12 protein-coding genes are annotated in these 14,917 nt (G+C 72.9%); 8 read left to right on the top strand and 4 right to left on the bottom strand.

Annotated elements, in window-relative coordinates; translation table 11 throughout:
• Nucleotides 1–85 precede the first annotated feature (85 nt).
• From ACZ52J_RS20775 to ACZ52J_RS20765, 3 genes are all read left to right on the top strand, one after another.
• The gene (locus tag ACZ52J_RS20775) at nt 86–1,075 is read left to right on the top strand and encodes an alpha/beta fold hydrolase (protein WP_465620881.1); all 990 of its coding nucleotides are present in this window, start codon (nt 86–88) and stop codon (nt 1,073–1,075) included.
• A gap of 124 nt (nt 1,076–1,199) precedes the next feature.
• Nucleotides 1,200–3,326, top strand: a complete 2,127-nt coding sequence (locus ACZ52J_RS20770) for a protein kinase domain-containing protein (RefSeq protein ID WP_465620629.1) — start codon at nt 1,200–1,202, stop codon at nt 3,324–3,326.
• A gap of 495 nt (nt 3,327–3,821) precedes the next feature.
• The gene (locus ACZ52J_RS20765) at nt 3,822–5,465 is read left to right on the top strand and encodes a M4 family metallopeptidase (RefSeq protein ID WP_465620627.1); all 1,644 of its coding nucleotides are present in this window, start codon (nt 3,822–3,824) and stop codon (nt 5,463–5,465) included.
• Between the two features lie 162 nt (nt 5,466–5,627).
• Here ACZ52J_RS20765 and ACZ52J_RS20760 read toward each other — a convergent pair whose 3' ends face one another.
• Nucleotides 5,628–6,050 (bottom strand): winged helix-turn-helix transcriptional regulator, encoded by a 423-nt coding sequence (locus ACZ52J_RS20760; protein WP_465620625.1) that lies wholly within the window; start codon nt 6,048–6,050, stop codon nt 5,628–5,630.
• A 114-nt stretch (nt 6,051–6,164) separates the two neighbouring features.
• Between ACZ52J_RS20760 and ACZ52J_RS20755 the strand changes: the two genes are divergently transcribed.
• Nucleotides 6,165–6,833, top strand: coding sequence for an NADPH-dependent F420 reductase (locus ACZ52J_RS20755; protein WP_465620624.1), 669 nt, complete (start codon nt 6,165–6,167; stop codon nt 6,831–6,833).
• Between the two features lie 150 nt (nt 6,834–6,983).
• Here the strand turns inward: ACZ52J_RS20755 and ACZ52J_RS20750 are convergent, their stop codons facing one another.
• Together ACZ52J_RS20750 and ACZ52J_RS20745 are read right to left on the bottom strand one after the other, a co-directional pair.
• Complete coding sequence (locus tag ACZ52J_RS20750; protein ID WP_465620622.1) at nt 6,984–7,967, bottom strand: ABC transporter substrate-binding protein; 984 nt, start codon at nt 7,965–7,967, stop codon at nt 6,984–6,986.
• A 112-nt stretch (nt 7,968–8,079) separates the two neighbouring features.
• Nucleotides 8,080–8,856: a MerR family transcriptional regulator gene (locus ACZ52J_RS20745; protein ID WP_465620621.1), complete on the bottom strand. Its 777-nt coding sequence runs from the start codon at nt 8,854–8,856 to the stop codon at nt 8,080–8,082.
• A 227-nt stretch (nt 8,857–9,083) separates the two neighbouring features.
• On the opposite strand from ACZ52J_RS20745, the gene ACZ52J_RS20740 reads away from it, so the two are divergent.
• From ACZ52J_RS20740 to ACZ52J_RS20730, 3 genes are read left to right on the top strand one after another with little or no spacing between them, the layout of a single operon-like run.
• Entirely contained in the window at nt 9,084–10,649 is a 1,566-nt protein-coding gene (locus tag ACZ52J_RS20740) for a flavin-containing monooxygenase (protein WP_465620619.1), read from the top strand.
• The gene (locus tag ACZ52J_RS20735) at nt 10,646–11,725 is read left to right on the top strand and encodes an alpha/beta fold hydrolase (RefSeq protein WP_465620618.1); all 1,080 of its coding nucleotides are present in this window, start codon (nt 10,646–10,648) and stop codon (nt 11,723–11,725) included. Before ACZ52J_RS20740 ends, ACZ52J_RS20735 begins: the two co-directional genes overlap by 4 nt.
• Nucleotides 11,722–12,627 (top strand): SDR family oxidoreductase, encoded by a 906-nt coding sequence (locus tag ACZ52J_RS20730; RefSeq protein ID WP_465620616.1) that lies wholly within the window; start codon nt 11,722–11,724, stop codon nt 12,625–12,627. Before ACZ52J_RS20735 ends, ACZ52J_RS20730 begins: the two co-directional genes overlap by 4 nt.
• An 87-nt stretch (nt 12,628–12,714) precedes the next feature.
• Here ACZ52J_RS20730 and ACZ52J_RS20725 read toward each other — a convergent pair whose 3' ends face one another.
• Nucleotides 12,715–14,034, bottom strand: a complete 1,320-nt coding sequence (locus ACZ52J_RS20725) for an aminotransferase-like domain-containing protein (RefSeq protein WP_465620879.1) — start codon at nt 14,032–14,034, stop codon at nt 12,715–12,717.
• Between the two features lie 123 nt (nt 14,035–14,157).
• Between ACZ52J_RS20725 and ACZ52J_RS20720 the strand changes: the two genes are divergently transcribed.
• Nucleotides 14,158–14,820 (top strand): LysE family translocator, encoded by a 663-nt coding sequence (locus tag ACZ52J_RS20720; RefSeq protein WP_465620877.1) that lies wholly within the window; start codon nt 14,158–14,160, stop codon nt 14,818–14,820.
• The last annotated feature ends 97 nt before the right edge of the window (nt 14,821–14,917 follow it).

Here is a 14,917-nt window from a genome sequence, read left to right as displayed (position 1 = left end):
CGTCGCGCTGGGCATCGGGGTAACGACCGCGGGCATCGGGGGAACGGGACCGAGCGACGGATCCAGGGGGCCGTACGTGCACATCATGCAAGGCAAGCGGGGGACGCAGAGCGGGCCGGGCCTGCGGAGCGTCCAGGACACCATCGCGCGGGCATTCGCCGAGTGCACGCCCGGCGGGGTGCGGCCGGGCGAACTCGACTGCGGCGGAAGGGCGTTGCGCTGGGTCGAGGCCGGGCAGGGCGGCGGCGCGCCGGTGGTCCTGATCGCAGGCTGCGGCACCCCGTCGCTCACCTGGACGCCCGTCCTGCCCGAACTCGCCCGGCACGGGCGGGTGGTGGCGTACGACCGGGCCGGACTCGGCGCCAGCGAGCCCCACCGCGCGACAGGCCGCGCGACAGGCGGTGCGACAGGTGGCGCCACAGGGCGCGCCACCGGCCTGGCCGTGGCCCGGGCCGCAGCTCCGACCCTGGACGGTCAGCTCGAGGACCTCGCCGCCCTGGTGCGGCACCTGGACGCAGGGCCGGCGGTCCTGGTCGGCCACAGCTGGGGCGGCCAGCTGGCCCAACTCCTCGCCTGGCAGCGGCCGGAGCTGGTGGCCGGGCTGGTCCTGGTGGACCCGGCGCACGAGGAGTTCCAGCCGCCGGCCATCCGCGTCGCCGAAGCCGCGCTGAACCGGATGTGGCTGCTCCGTGCGGCGCTGGCGCCCTCCTCGCCCGGAGCGGCGGATCCGATCGCCCGGGCCGAGGCGGCCGTGGTCGCGCACCACCACCAGCGGTGGACCGTCCTCGCCGAGAACCGGCTGACGACCGTCGCCGCCCCCGAGATCCGGCGCCGCCGCTCCACGGCGCGGCTGCCCGAGGTGCCGGTGGCCGTGCTGAGCGCGACCGAGGGGCTGCCCGGGGTGCTGCGCTCCCGGTGGACCGCCCTGCAGTCGCAGATCGCGTCCGGTGCCATCAGGGGAACGCACATCGTGGTGCGCGGCGCCGGTCATGCCGTCCACGCCGACCGGCCCAGGGCGGTCATCGCGGCCGCGCTGGAGGTGTCCGACCACGCCCGATACATCCGGAAGGTCTGACAAGGCTCTGGCAGTTGTGCTCAATTCCTTTGCACATCCGAGCGGCTGAGGACACGACACGCTCTGGCACACTGTGTGCCGACGACCCGTCGGGGAGGGTCACGACACACGGGGGGACAGGGGCATGAGCGGGGCGGGCACCGTGCTCGGCGGGCGGTACAGGCTGGTCGAGAAGATCGGCGGCGGCGCGATGGGCTCGGTCTGGCGGGCCGAGGACACCGTGCTGGCGCGACAGGTGGCGGTCAAGATCCTCCGCTCGGAGCTGTTCGAGGACGGCACCGCCGCCCAGCGCTTCCGCCGGGAGGCCCAGCTGGTCGCCGCGATCGACCACCCCGGCGTCGTGCACGTCCACGACTACGGCGAGAGCGGTGCGGACGGTGACGAGCGCTGCGCCTACATCGTCATGGAGCTGATCGACGGCCGTCCGCTGGACCAGGTGCTCGAGGACACCGGCCCGATGACCGTGAAGCGCGCCCTCGGCCTGGTGGCCGGCGCCCTGGACGCGCTGCACGCCGCGCACCGGCGGGACATCGTGCACCGGGACATCAAGCCGTCCAACCTGATGGTGCGTACCGACGGCCGGGTGGCCGTCACCGACTTCGGCATCGCCCGGGCGATCGCCAGCACCAAGCTCACCGCCCCGTTCGCGATCATCGGCACCGCGCTCTACATGTCCCCGGAGCAGGCCGAGGGATTGTCCCTCGGGCCGGCCACCGACCTCTACTCGATCGGCGTGGTCTGCTACGAACTGCTGGTGGGCAAGCCGCCGTACTCCGGTGACGGGCCGCTGCAGATCGCGCTCAAGCACGTCAACCAGCCGGTGCCGGAGCTGCCGGAGGCCTTCCCTGCGGCGGTCCGGGTGCTGGTCGCCAGGGCGTTGGCCAAGAAGCCCGAGGAGCGGTTCGCGGACGCCGCCGCGATGGCGGCCGCGGCCCGCGCGGCGCTCGGCGGCGTCGGATCCGGGAGCGCCACGGGCGACAGCCGGACGATCGCCCTCCGGCCCGGCACCGGCTCGGCGGCAGAGGGGGAGGCCAAGCGAGAAGCCGAGGCGGCACCCAAGGAACGAGCCGAGCGAGAGACGCCCGCGGGCGCGTCGGCCGAGGGCGAGCCGGGCAAGGGCGCGTCGGACAAGGGCGACCCGGCCAAGGGCGCGTCGGACAAGGGCGACCCGGCCAAGGGCGGGTCGGCGAAGGCCGGCGCCGTGGTCGCTCCCGCCATGCGTGACACCCCTTCGCCGGACGAGGTCGCGAAGGTGCAGTCGCAGGCGCAGACCGAGCCCGGCAAGCGCCGGTCCCGGCGCGCCCTGCTGGTGCCCGTGATCATCCCCGTCGTCATCTCGATGGGCACCGCCACCGCCCTGTTGGTCGACCGCAGCCCCGGCGACTCCGGTGCGGCCGTGCCGCCCGCCGCCCAGCCGACGGTCGTGGTCACCGTCTCCGCGAACCCGGTCACCGGCAGCCCGGCCGCCGCGACCACCACCGGGCCCGCCACCCCGCCGCCGACCGACACCCCGGCGGCCACCCCGACCCCCGACCAGCCGGCGCCCGGCACCCCGAACCAGCAGCAGGCCCCCGTCCCGGTTCCGGGCCAGGCCGGAAACGCCGGCGGCGCCTCGGGCGGCAGCCGGGCCGGCGGTGCGGGCACGGCCTCAGGCGGTGGTACCTCCGGCAACGTGGCCGGTGGCAACGGGTCCGGTGGCACGTCCGGCAACGGGTCCGGTGGCGGCCAGGCGAACCAGCCCGGCGGCGGTGCCAACCCGCCCGCCCCGCCTGCCAACCAGAACCCGCAGCCGCCGGCCCAGACCACGGGCGGCGGCACCACCGCGGCCCCGCAGAGCCCGAGCCGGCCCCCGTCCTGCGGCGGCAACAGCTGGAGCACCATCGTCAGCGTCAAGGACGGCCGTTCGATCGGGATGCGCGACGACAACCTGAACGGCGACAACCCGATCGTGCTCGGCGGTGCCGCGCAGTACGGCTGGGTGCGGTCGACCAACCCCGGCTCGTGGATCCTCTTCAACGCCTGCAACAACGGCGGCCCGCAGCTCGTCCAGACCACGGACGGGAAGGTCGCGTTGAGCAACGGGTTCAGCTACCTCACCAACTGGACCGTCCGCAACGGCTCCACCGCGGGCTCGTACACGCTGGCCGACTACATGAACTCGGTCTGCATGACCAACAACGGTCCGGGCAACGCGGTCACCATGGTGACCTGTACCCCCGGCAATACGGCCCAGGAGTGGCGGCTCCAGTGAAGGCGTCCGAGGAGTCCTAGCAGTCGTCAGGCGCGCGGACAAGGGTGCGGGGTGGCGGACCCTCGCCACCCGGGTGTCAAGGGACCGTGTGGAAAGTTCTACACAGATGTAAAAGTCGATCGCAGGTCGATCGAATCCGCCCGCCGGACGGCCGTTCGGCGGGCGAAGGGCTGCCGCGCAGGCGGTCGGACATGGTTCGAGTGGAAACGAATCGCAGGATGCGGTGAATCGCCCCGATTCGCCTGCCACTTGAACACCCTTTACCCCGTGGCGGGACCTGGCCAATCCTTGAGGCAGACCTGTCATTTCATCTGTTGGATTGTCATGCTTGTGGTCATCCCCAGCGGTAGCCCCCACCCCCACCCTTGGTGGCGAGCCGCTCGACTGCACGGGATTTCAGCACGTCAGCGCCCGTTCCGCCCCACAGGTGCCGACCCGGCCCCCCGGGACGTGGCGTGACCGCGCCCAGACGCGGTTTCCCGGAAGGACTCCCACGTGAAGCGAAAGCTCGCGGCTGTCGCCGTACTCTCGGCCACCGCCCTGCTGACCGGTGTGATCCAGGTGAGCACCGCCGCCCAGGCCGCCCCCGCCTCCTCGCCCTCGCCGCAGGCCCAGGCCGCCCAGCAGCACGCGACCGTGCTCGCGGTGGCGAGCGGCCAGGCCGGCCCGCTCGCCAAGGCGCTCGGCCTCGGCGACAAGGAGCAACTGGTCGCCAAGGACGCCGTGGTGGACAAGGACGGCACCCGTCACCTGCGCTTCGAGCGCACCTACGCCGGCCTGCCGGTGATCGGCGGCGACCTGGTCGTCCACCAGAAGGCCGACGGTGCCGTGAAGTCGGTCTCCAAGGCGGTCTCCGCGCGGATCGACCTGCCGAGCGTCACCCCGAAGGTCCCGGCCGACCAGGCCGCCGCACAGGCCACCGGCGCGGTCAAGGCCACCGTCGGGGCGACCCTCGACGCCGACCAGTCGCCGCTGGCCGACGTCCACCAGACCGGCAAGGCCCAACTGGTGGTCTGGGCCACCGACGGCAACCCCCGCCTCGCCTACCGCACCACCGTCGAAGGCGTGCGCGCCGACGGCACCCCGAGCAGCCAGGTCCTGGTCACCGACGCGGCGAGCGGCCAGGTGCTGTCCACCCACGAGAAGGTGCAGACCGCCGCCGGCACCGGCAAGGGCGTCTTCGTCGGCCAGGTCGCGCTGACCACCGCGGAGAGCGGCGGGCAGTACCAGCTCAAGGACGGCACCCGTGGCGGCCAGTCCACCACCGACATGAGTAACGGCACCTCGGGCAGCGGCTCGCTGTTCGCCAACACCACCGACACCTTCGGTGACGGTACCGCCGCCAACCGCGAATCCGCCGCCGTGGACGCCCAGTTCGGCGCCGCCACCACCTGGGACTTCTACAAGAACACCTTCAGCCGCAACGGCATCCGCAACGACGGCGTCGGCGCCCTCAGTCGGGTGCACTACGGCTCCAACTACGTCAACGCGTTCTGGAGCGACGACTGCTTCTGCATGTCGTACGGCGACGGCAGCGGCGACGCCGCCCCGCTCACCGAACTCGACGTGGCCGGCCACGAGATGACCCACGGCGTGACCGCCGCGACCGCCAACCTCAACTACGCGGGCGAGTCCGGCGGCCTCAACGAGGCCACCTCCGACATCATGGGCACGATGGTCGAGTTCTACGCCAACCTGACCTCCAACCCCCCGAACTACTGGGTCGGCGAACTGATCAACCTGAACGGCGACGGCAGCCCGCTGCGCTACATGGACCAGCCGAGCAGGGACGGCCAGTCCGCCGACTACTGGGACGCCAACGTCGGCAACCTGGACGTCCATTACTCGTCCGGCGTGGCCAACCACTTCTTCTACCTGCTGTCCGAGGGCAGCGGCGCGAAGAGCATCAACGGGTTCAACTACAACAGCCCGACGTACGACAACTCGACGCTCGCCGGCATCGGCCGGGACAAGGCCGCGCAGATCTGGTACAAGGCGCTGACCACGTACTTCACGTCCACCACCGACTACGCGGCGGCCCGTGCGGCCACCCTCAGCGCGGCGACCGACCTGTACGGCGCGGGCAGCACGGAGTACAACGCCGTCGCCGCCACCTGGACGGCGGTCAACGTCAACTGAGGTGGGGCGACCGGGTCGGACTGATCGAGTCGGGTTGACCTGACTCGGGCGAAACCGAGGCCCTGCCGGGCCGTGGGTGCCGGCCGGAAGGGCCAAGGGCGGCGGGGGCGACGGGGTGCGGACCACCGTCGCCCCCGCCGCTTCTTGTCGTTTGACGACACGTCAGGACCGGCCGATGTCGTGCAGCTCCTGCGCGGCGAGGACGGCGTCGCCGTGCTCGACGGCCCAGGAGCCGAGTGCGCGGATCGGGCCGAGCAGGGCCGCGCCCGCCTCGGTGAGGGCGTAGTCGACCCGTGGCGGGGCCTCGGCGTAACGGCGGTGCTCCACCAGGCCGTTGTACTCCAGTCGCCGTAGCGCCTCGTTGAGGACCTTCGGGCTGATCCCGCCGATCCGGTCGAGCAGCGCCCGCGGGCGCATCGGTCCCCGCTCGCCGAGGACGTAGACGACAACGCTGTCCCAGCGGTTGGCGATCACCTCGAAGGCCAGCCGGGCGCGGCAGTCGGCCGCGAAGGCGCCGCCGCCCAGGTCGTCGGCCTCCTCGCCGTCCCCCTTCTCGATCTCGCCGCTGCGGCTCGTGGTGTCCATGCGGCCATCCTGCCCGAACCGATGCGTACCGGGCGGTGTGCATCGGGCCGCCTAGCGTGCCGGGTACGGAAGTTCGCACCGACTGCGGTCGGGCACCGATGGCGAGGAGTGGACATGCGGATCGGCATTCTGGGGACGGGCGCCATGGCGGCGGCCCTCGGTGGGGCCTGGGTGCGGGCCGGGCACGAGGTACTGGTGGGCGGCCGCGACCCGGAGGCGGCGAAGCAACTGGCTGCAGCGATGGGCGCGGTGGACGGCGGCGACCCGGCGCAGGCAGCGAGGTTCGGGGAGGCCGTACTGGTCGCGGTACCGGCCGCGGCGGCGGTGGCGGTGGTCGCCCCGCTGGCGGCCGAACTGGCCGGGCGGACCCTCCTGGACTGCACCGTGCCGATGGCCCCGGGCGCGGACGGCCCGCACCTGACCACGACGGGAACCGCCGACTCCATCGCCGCGCGGCTCGCCTCGACGGCTCCGGCGGCCCGGGTGGCCAAGGTGTTCGGCATCTGCCACGAGAGCATCTGGACCCTGCCGCGGCCCGCTTTCGAGGGCGGCACCCCGCTCGGCGTCCCGTACTGCGCGGACGACCCGGTGGCCGCCGCGCTGGTCGCCGACCTGGTGGCTTCCATGGGCTGCCTGCCGGTGCACTGCGGCGGGCTCGACCGGGCCGGACTGCTGGAGGCGACGGCCGTCTTCGCGATCGGCGTCTGGTGGTCGGGCGGCGAGGCGCGCCGGGTCTTCCCGTCGCCGGCCCTGGCGCCGGGAGCGACCGACGACGAGGGCTAGCAGGGCCGGCAGGCCGCCGTGGCCCCCAGAACCTGCGGCCGTCGCGGTACGGCCGGGGGCGGAGGGGCGGCGGGATGACAGCTGACAGCGGACAGATTTCAACATCTGTCCGCTGTCAGCTGTTGTCTGTTATCTGTCGCCTGTCCGCCGTCACCTGTTCGCCGAGCCCTGGGTGAGGCCCGCGCGGATCCCGTCCAGGATCAGCCCCGCGCCGGTGTAGCCGATGCCGAGCATCCACAGGCTGTCGACCACCTGGAACACCCGGCCGTTCCGGACGGCATCCAGGTTCTTCCACAGCGCGCCCGCGGTGACCCTGCCCACGTCGGACTTGTCCGCGTCCCCGTACACCGAGTAGAAGATGACGTCGGCCGCCGCCTGGTCGACCTGCTCCGGGCTGATCTCGATCGAGAAGCCGGGCTTGTCCTGGTTGGCGGGTCGACCGAGCCCGAGGTCCTTGAACAGTGAGCCGACGAAGGTGTCGTTGAGGTACAGCCTGGTCGGCGCGCCCGCCAGGAAGCGGGCCATCTCGACCCGGGTGGCGGCGGCCTTGGCCGGTCCGCCGAGTGCGGTGACCAGGTCCCGCAGCTTCGTCCGGTACGCGGTGTCCGCAGCCTCGGCCTCGGCCTGGCGGCCCAGCGCCTCCGCGTGCAGCCGGGCGTTCTCCTTCCAGGTCGGTCCGGTGGTCTTGGAGAGCACGGTCGGTGCGATCTTGGACAGCTCGTCGTACCGCTTGTCGTCGCGGACCTGGTTGCTCAGGATCAGGTCCGGCCGCAGCGCCGCGATCGCCTCCAGGCTGGGCTGGCCGATGGCGCCGACGGCCTTCGTCCCGGTCAGCCGGTCAGCGGGGAGGTAGGTCGGGAAGGGTGCGCCGGCGCTGACGGTGGTGGCGCCGACCGGGACGAGACCGAGGGTGACCACCGAGTCCAGGGCGTCGGTGTCCAGCGCCACCACCCGAGCCGCCCGCGCCGGTACGGTGCTCTCGCCGCGTGCGTGCCGGACGGTCCTGGTGCCGCCGCTGCCGGACGAACCGGCTGCCGGGGCAGGTGAGTCGGAGGTGCAGGCGGCGAGCGTCAGGCCCGGGGGGAGCCCGGCGACGAGGCCGAGTACGGCGCGGCGGCTGAGGGGTCTGGGCATCGACGGCACCTCCGACGTACGGGCAGGGCGCGGGAATCCCTGCCCGCACAGCAGCCCGGGTACGCCTCGGAACCGCGCCGGCCCGCCTGCACCTCGGAACCGCCGCGGCCCGCTACGCCTCGGAGCCGTTCTCCCGTCGCTGGCGCAGCAGTTCGTCGTACTCGGCGTGCACCCGGCGGTCCATGGCGAGGGCGAACTGGGCGTCGGCGACGGTCCGGGCGAGTGGCCGCACCCGCAGGATGCGTTCGGTGAGCCGGGCCGCCTCGCCGGGTGGCAGCGGGGTGTCGGCGGACAGTGCGCTGAGCAGGTGCTCGCTGACGACCTCGATGAAGATCTCGGCGATGGCGTCCACGTGTTCCCGGGTGCGCCGGCTGGCGTCCAGCACCGCCGAGAGCGGCACGCCCTCCGCCACCAGCTCGGTGGTGGCGTCCATCAGGCGGCGGCTGACGTGGGTGATCCCGTCCTCCTCGACGGTGATGTAGCCCTGGGCGATCGATTCGGCGGTGTTCTCCTCGGTGAGCTGGTCTCCGAAGGCGGCCTTCAGTTCCTCCCAGTCCAGATGTACCGGGGCCTCGTCCGACCAGGGTGCGACGATCGCCGCCTCCAGTCCGATGAGGTCCGCGACGTCCCGGCCGCTCTCGCCGGCGCCGATCAGTTCGACGATGCCGCCGAGGGTGTGGCCGCGTTCCAGCAGTTCGCCGATCATCCGCAGCCGGGCCAGGTGCTCCTCGCCGTACCAGGCGATCCGGCCCTCCTTGCGGGGCGGTTGGAGCAGTTTGCGCTCGCGGTAGAAGCGCAGGGTGCGGGTGGTGATGCCGGCCGCTTCGGCCAGTTCCTCCACCCGGTACTCGCGTTTTCTGTCGCCCGCAGCAGCTCTGACCTTGTCCACGGCGATCAGCATAGGTCCGTCGGCCGGAAAGGCTCCCGGAACGCGGAAGGGAAGCTCCCGGAACCCGGAAGACTCCCGGAACCGGGGCTGTCGCGCTTCTTCCATCCGGTGTCAGCAAGGGCTACCCTGCCAACCATGCCAGTGATTACTGGCGCGATTGGCAGGGTTCCGGGGCAAGCCCCCCGGAGAGCGCGACGATCACCGCCCCACCCTCAGGAGGAGGCCGCATGGCATCCAGCAGCAAGCGCCCCCGATCCGGCGCGTCCGAGACGTCCGCGGTGCCGGACCAGGCCGTACCGCACGTCCGGGTGGCGGTGATCGGCTCCGGCTTCGGCGGCCTCGGCGCCGCGGTCCGGCTGCGCCGCGCCGGGATCACCGACTTCGTGGTCCTGGAACGCGCGGACTCCGTCGGCGGCACCTGGCGCGACAACAGCTACCCCGGCTGCGCCTGCGACGTGCCCTCGCACCTCTACTCCTTCTCCTTCGCCCCCAACCCCGACTGGCCGCGCAGCTTCTCCGGCCAGCCGGACATCCGCGCCTACCTGGAGAAGGTCGCCACCGTCTTCGGTCTCCGCCCCCACCTGCGGTTCAACACCGAGGTGCTGGAGGCGCGTTGGGAGAGCGACGAGACCCGCTGGCGGATCACCACCTCGGCCGGTCAGTGGACCGCCGACGCTGTCGTCTCCGCCGCCGGACCGCTCGCCGACCCGCAGATCCCCGACCTGCCCGGGCTGAGCGGCTTCACCGGCAAGGTGTTCCACTCCTCGCGCTGGGACCACGACTTCGACCTGACCGGCAAGCGCGTCGCCATGGTCGGCACCGGCGCCTCCGCCGCCCAGATCATCCCGTCGATCCAGCCCAAGGTCGGCAAGCTGACCGTCTTCCAGCGCACCCCGGCCTGGGTCCTGCCGCGCCGCGACCGCGAGATCACCCAGCTGGAGAAGTGGCTGCACGGCCGCCTGCCGGTCACCGCGGCGATCCGCCGCGGCACCCTGTTCGCCCTCCGCGAGCTCCAGGTCGACGCCTTCGTCCGCCGCCCCGGAATGCTGCGCCTGGTCCAGCAGCTCGCCGAACGCCACATCGCCCAGGGCATCCAGGACCCGGCGCTGCGCGCCAAGCTCACCCCGGACTACCGGATCGGCTGCAAGCGCATCCTGCTCAGCAACACCTACTACCCGGCGCTCGCTGCGGCCAACACCGAGGTCGTCTCCTCCGGCCTGCGCGAACTGCGCGGCTCCACGCTGGTCGCGGCCGACGGCAGCGAGCACGAGGTGGACGCCATCGTCTTCGGCACCGGCTTCCACGTCACCGACATGCCCATCGGGGACCGGGTGTTCGGCGTCGACGGCACCAGCCTGGCCGAGGAGTGGAAGGACGGCATGGAGGCGCTGCGCGGCTCGACCGTGCGCGGCTTCCCGAACCTCTTCTTCGTCATCGGGCCCAACACCGGCCTCGGCAACAGCTCGATGATTCTCATGATCGAATCCCAACTGAACTACATGATCGACGCGTTGACCACGCTCGGCTCGATCGGCGCCGCCGCCATGCAGCCGACCGCGCGCGCCCAGCGGCAGTGGAACCTCGAACTGCAGCACCGGATGGACCGCACCGTCTGGACCACCGGCGGCTGCCGCAGCTGGTACCTCGACCCGAGCGGCAAGAACACGGTGCTCTGGCCCGGCTCCACCACCTCGTTCCGCCGCGCCACCCGCAAGGTGGACCTCGGCGAATACGAGCTGATCATGCGGGCGGTGCCGACTGCCGCCCGCACCGTCCAGGAGGTCACCGCGTGAGTTCCGTCCATCTGCCTGCCGAGTACGAACCACCCCTTCCCGTCGAGGAGTTGAGCGTCCGCTCGGCGGACGGCATCCGGCTGCACGTCGAGGTGCACGGCCAACCCGGCGCTCCCACCGTGGTGCTGGCGCACGGCTGGACCTGTTCGACCGCCTTCTGGGCCCCGGTGATCCGCGAACTCTCCGACCGCTACCGGGTGGTGGTCTACGACCAGCGCGGCCACGGACACAGCGAGATCCCGCCGAGCCGGGCCCGCTACTCGACCCGGGCGCTCGCCGAGGACCTGTCCGCCGTGCTCGCCCGGACCGTCCCGGCGGGGGAGCGGGCCGTCCTGGCCGGGCACAGCATGGGCGGAATGACCATCATGGCCGCCGGTGGCCGCCCCGACGTCGCCGAGCGCACCGCCGCCGCCGTCCTGATCTCCACCGGGCCGAGCGAGTTGGTGGCCGAGCTCACCGTCCTGCCCCCGGGCGTTCGCTCCCCGGGCCTGCGCCGCTTCCTGCACCGGCAGCTGCTGCGCTCCCGGATGCCGCTCGGACCGGTCTCGCCGCTCAGCCGGGTGGCGCTCAAGTACGCGACCATGGGGCCGAGTTCGCCCGCCGGTCAGGTCGAGGCGACGGCCCGGATCGTGCACGCCTGCCCGACCGCCGTCCGCGCCAACTGGGCCGCGGTGCTCGACCGGCTGGACGTCCACGCGGGGCTGGCCCGGCTCACCGCGCCCACGGCGGTGGTGGTCGGCACCAACGACCGGCTGACCCCGCCGGTGCACGCACACCGGATGGTCGCCGAACTCAAGGATCCGCAGGGGCTGTTGCTGCTGCCCGGGGTCGGGCACATGTCGCCGCTGGAGCGGCCGTCGGAGGTCGCCGCCGAGATCCACCGGATGGCCGCCGAGCACCTGGTCGGCGCGCCCGCCGGCGCTGATCCCGTCCCGGCCGCAGCCGCCGACTCCACTGCAGAACCCGCCGGGGACACCGCCGTCTCCCTCGCCCACTCCGCCCTTGCCCTCGCCACCGCGGACTCCACTGTGGAGTCCACCAGCGACTCCACCGACGAAAGGACCGCCGTCGCATGAACGCCATCCCGCCGTTGTCCGCGCAGGTCGTCGTCGTCACCGGGGCCGCCCGCGGGGTCGGCGCGTCGCTGGCCCGCAAGCTCGCCCGGCGCGGAGCCAAGGTCGCCCTGCTGGGGCTCGAGCCGGAGGAGCTGAAGGCCGTCGCCACCCAGTGCGGGCCCGACGCGACCAGCTGGGAGGTGGACGTCACCGACCTCGACGCGCTCGACGACACCGCCCGCCGGATCAAGGAGCACTACGGGCGGATCGACACGGTCGTCGCCAACGCCGGGATCGCCATCGGCGGACCGCTGACGGACAGCGACCACCGGGCCTTCAGCCGGGTCATCGAGGTGAACCTGCTCGGCAGCGTCGCCACCGCGCGGGCCTTCCTGCCGGCGCTCACCGAGAGCCGCGGCTACCTGCTGCAGATCGCCTCGCTCGCCGCGCTGACGCCGGCGCCGCTGATGAGCGCGTACTGCGCCAGCAAGGCCGGGGTGGAGGCCTTCGCCCACTCGATCCGCGCCGAGGTCGCCCACCAGGGGGTGAAGGTCGGCGTCGGATACCTGAGCTGGACCGACACCGACATGGTGCGCGGCGCCGACGAGGACACCGTGCTGAAGCAGATGCGGTCCCGGCTGCCGTGGCCGGCGAACAAGACGTACCCGCTGGAGCCCGCGGTGGACCGGATCGTCGCGGGGATCGCCCGCCGGTCCGCCCACGTCTACGCCCAGGCCTGGCTGCGCGGCATGCAGCCGGTCCGCTGGGTGCTGCCGAGCCTGATCGCGGTGGTCGGCTCCCGGGACGTCGCCCGGCTCGCCCCCCAGCTCGCGGCCACCGCCGCGAGCCGCCTGCGCGCCGTCGGCGCCGGAGGTGCGGCGGACACGGCAGCCCGGGGGAGCCACAGCGGCTCGGGCAGCTGACCCCGGGCGGGGTCACAGAGGACAGCTGGCGGACGGCAGTCGACAGATGACAGCTGACAGATTTCGAAATCCGTCAGCTGTCATCTGTCAGCTGTTCGCAATCCGCGCCAGCGTCTCCAGCGCCCGCGCCAGCACCGGCAACGGCGGCGACGCGAGCCCGACCCGGACGGCGGACGGCGAGCGCCGCGGATCCACCGCGAACGCCGTCGCGGGCGTGACCGAGACCCCGGCCCGTGCGGCCGCCGCGACGAAGGTCTCCGCCCGCCACGCCCCCGGCAGCTCCCACCACAGGTAGTACGAGCACGGGTCGGCCCGCAGCCGCTGCCCCGCCAGCACCTCGCGCGCCAGCAGCTGCCGGGCCGCCGCGTCGGCCCGCTTCGCCGCCTCGACCACGGCCAGCGTGCCGTCCCCGATCCAGCGCACCGCGGCCTCCAGCGCGAACCCGCTCGGCGTCCACCCGCCCGACCGCAGCGTGCCCGCCACCGGATCGCGCAGCGCGGCCGGCACGACCGCGAACCCGGTGGTCAGCCCGGGGGCCAGCCGCTTGGAGAGGCTGTCCACCAGGACGGTGCGCTCCGGTGCCAGCGCGGCCAGGGGTGTCAGCTCGGGTCGCAGGAAGGACCAGATGGCGTCCTCGACCACCGGCAGGTCGAGCCGTCGCAGCTCCTCCGCGAGCGCCACCGCCCGCTCGCGCGGCAGGCTCACTCCGAGCGGGTTCTGCAGCCGGGGCTGCAGGTACACGGCACGCAGCGGCGCCGCCCGGTGGGCGGCCGCAACGGCGTCCGGCAGCAGCCCGTCCTCGTCCACCGCCAGCGGCACCAGCCTGATGCCCAGCCGTTCCGCCACCGCCTTGACCACCGGATAGGTCAGCGCCTCCACCCCGAGCCGCTGCCCGGGCGGCACCAGCGCGGAGAGCGCCCCTGCGACGGCCTGTCGCCCGTTGCCCGCGAACAGCAGGTCCGCGGCGTCGAACTCCCGGGAACCGGTCGACAGGAGACCCGCGAAGGCCCGCCGCGCCGCGCCCGTCCCGGCCGCGCCGATCGGCCGCAGAGCCTCCCCGAGCGCGTCCGCGCGCAGCAGCGGTGCCAGTCCACCCGCCAGCAGTTCGGACTGCCCGGGGACGACCGGGTAGTTGAGCTCCAGGTCCACGGGCGCGGCGGTGGGCTCGGCGAGCGGGACGAGGCCGCCGTCCGCACCGCGCCCGGCCCGGACGAAGGTCCCGCGCCCGACCTCTCCGACGGTCAGGCCGCGTCGGGCCAGTTCCCGGTAGACCCGCCCCGCCGTCGAGTTGGCGATGCCCCGGCTGCGGGCGAAAGCGCGCTGGGTGGGCAGCTGCTGGCCGGGCCGCAGCCGTCCGCCCGCAATGTCGGCGGCGACCAGGTCGGCGATCAGGCGGTAGTCGTCCATCGGCGTCGATCCCCTCATGCCCTGACCATCATTGCACCGAGTGCAAAGTCATCATTGCATTGAGCCGTCCACCCGTCCTAGCCTCCTCGCATGGACCACCTGGACCGCCTGCACCTGGATCACATGGACGCGTTGACATTCGCCGTGGACGGCCACGCCGTGCTCGGCATCGCTGCCGTGGCACTGGGCATGGTGCTGTCGCCGGGACCCAACATGATCTACCTGGTCTCGCGCTCGATCGCGCAGGGCCGCCGCGCCGGGCTGATCTCGCTGCTCGGGGTCGCGACCGGCTTCCTGGTCTACCTCGTCGCCGTGACGGCGGGGGTGGCCGCGGTGTTCTCGGTGGTGCCCGCCCTCTACACCGCGATCAAGCTGGCCGGCGCCGGCTACCTGCTCTGGCTGGCCTGGAAGGCGGTCAAGCCGGGCGGTACGGCGGTCTTCGCCCCGCAGGAGCTGCCGCCGGACCCGCCGCGCCGCCTCTTCGCGATGGGCTTCCTGACCTGCCTGCTCAACCCCAAGATCGCGATCATGTACATCTCGCTGCTGCCCCAGTTCGTGGCACCGGAGCGCGGCCACGTCGCCCTGCAGAGCCTGCTGCTGGGCCTGACCCAGATCGCGATCGCGATCACCGTCAACGGCCTGATCGCGATGAGCGCGGGCAGCATCGCCGCCTTCCTCAACCGCCGCCCCGCCTGGCTGCGCATCCAGCGCTACGTGATGGGCACCGTCCTCGCCGGCCTCGCCGTGCACATCGCCGCCGACCGCGCCAAGGCAGTCGTGGCCTAGGACCAATGCCGGTGATTTAAGGTCCTGCCCGGTCCGGCGATCGTGACGATGGCCGGAGCGGGTGGTGGCCAGTCGCGGTGTTCGGCCCGTTTGAGGG

Source organism: Kitasatospora sp. NPDC034035, assembly GCF_055575755.1.
Note: the sequence above shows the minus strand (reverse complement) of the source record. Positions and strands in the feature narration are given on the sequence as shown.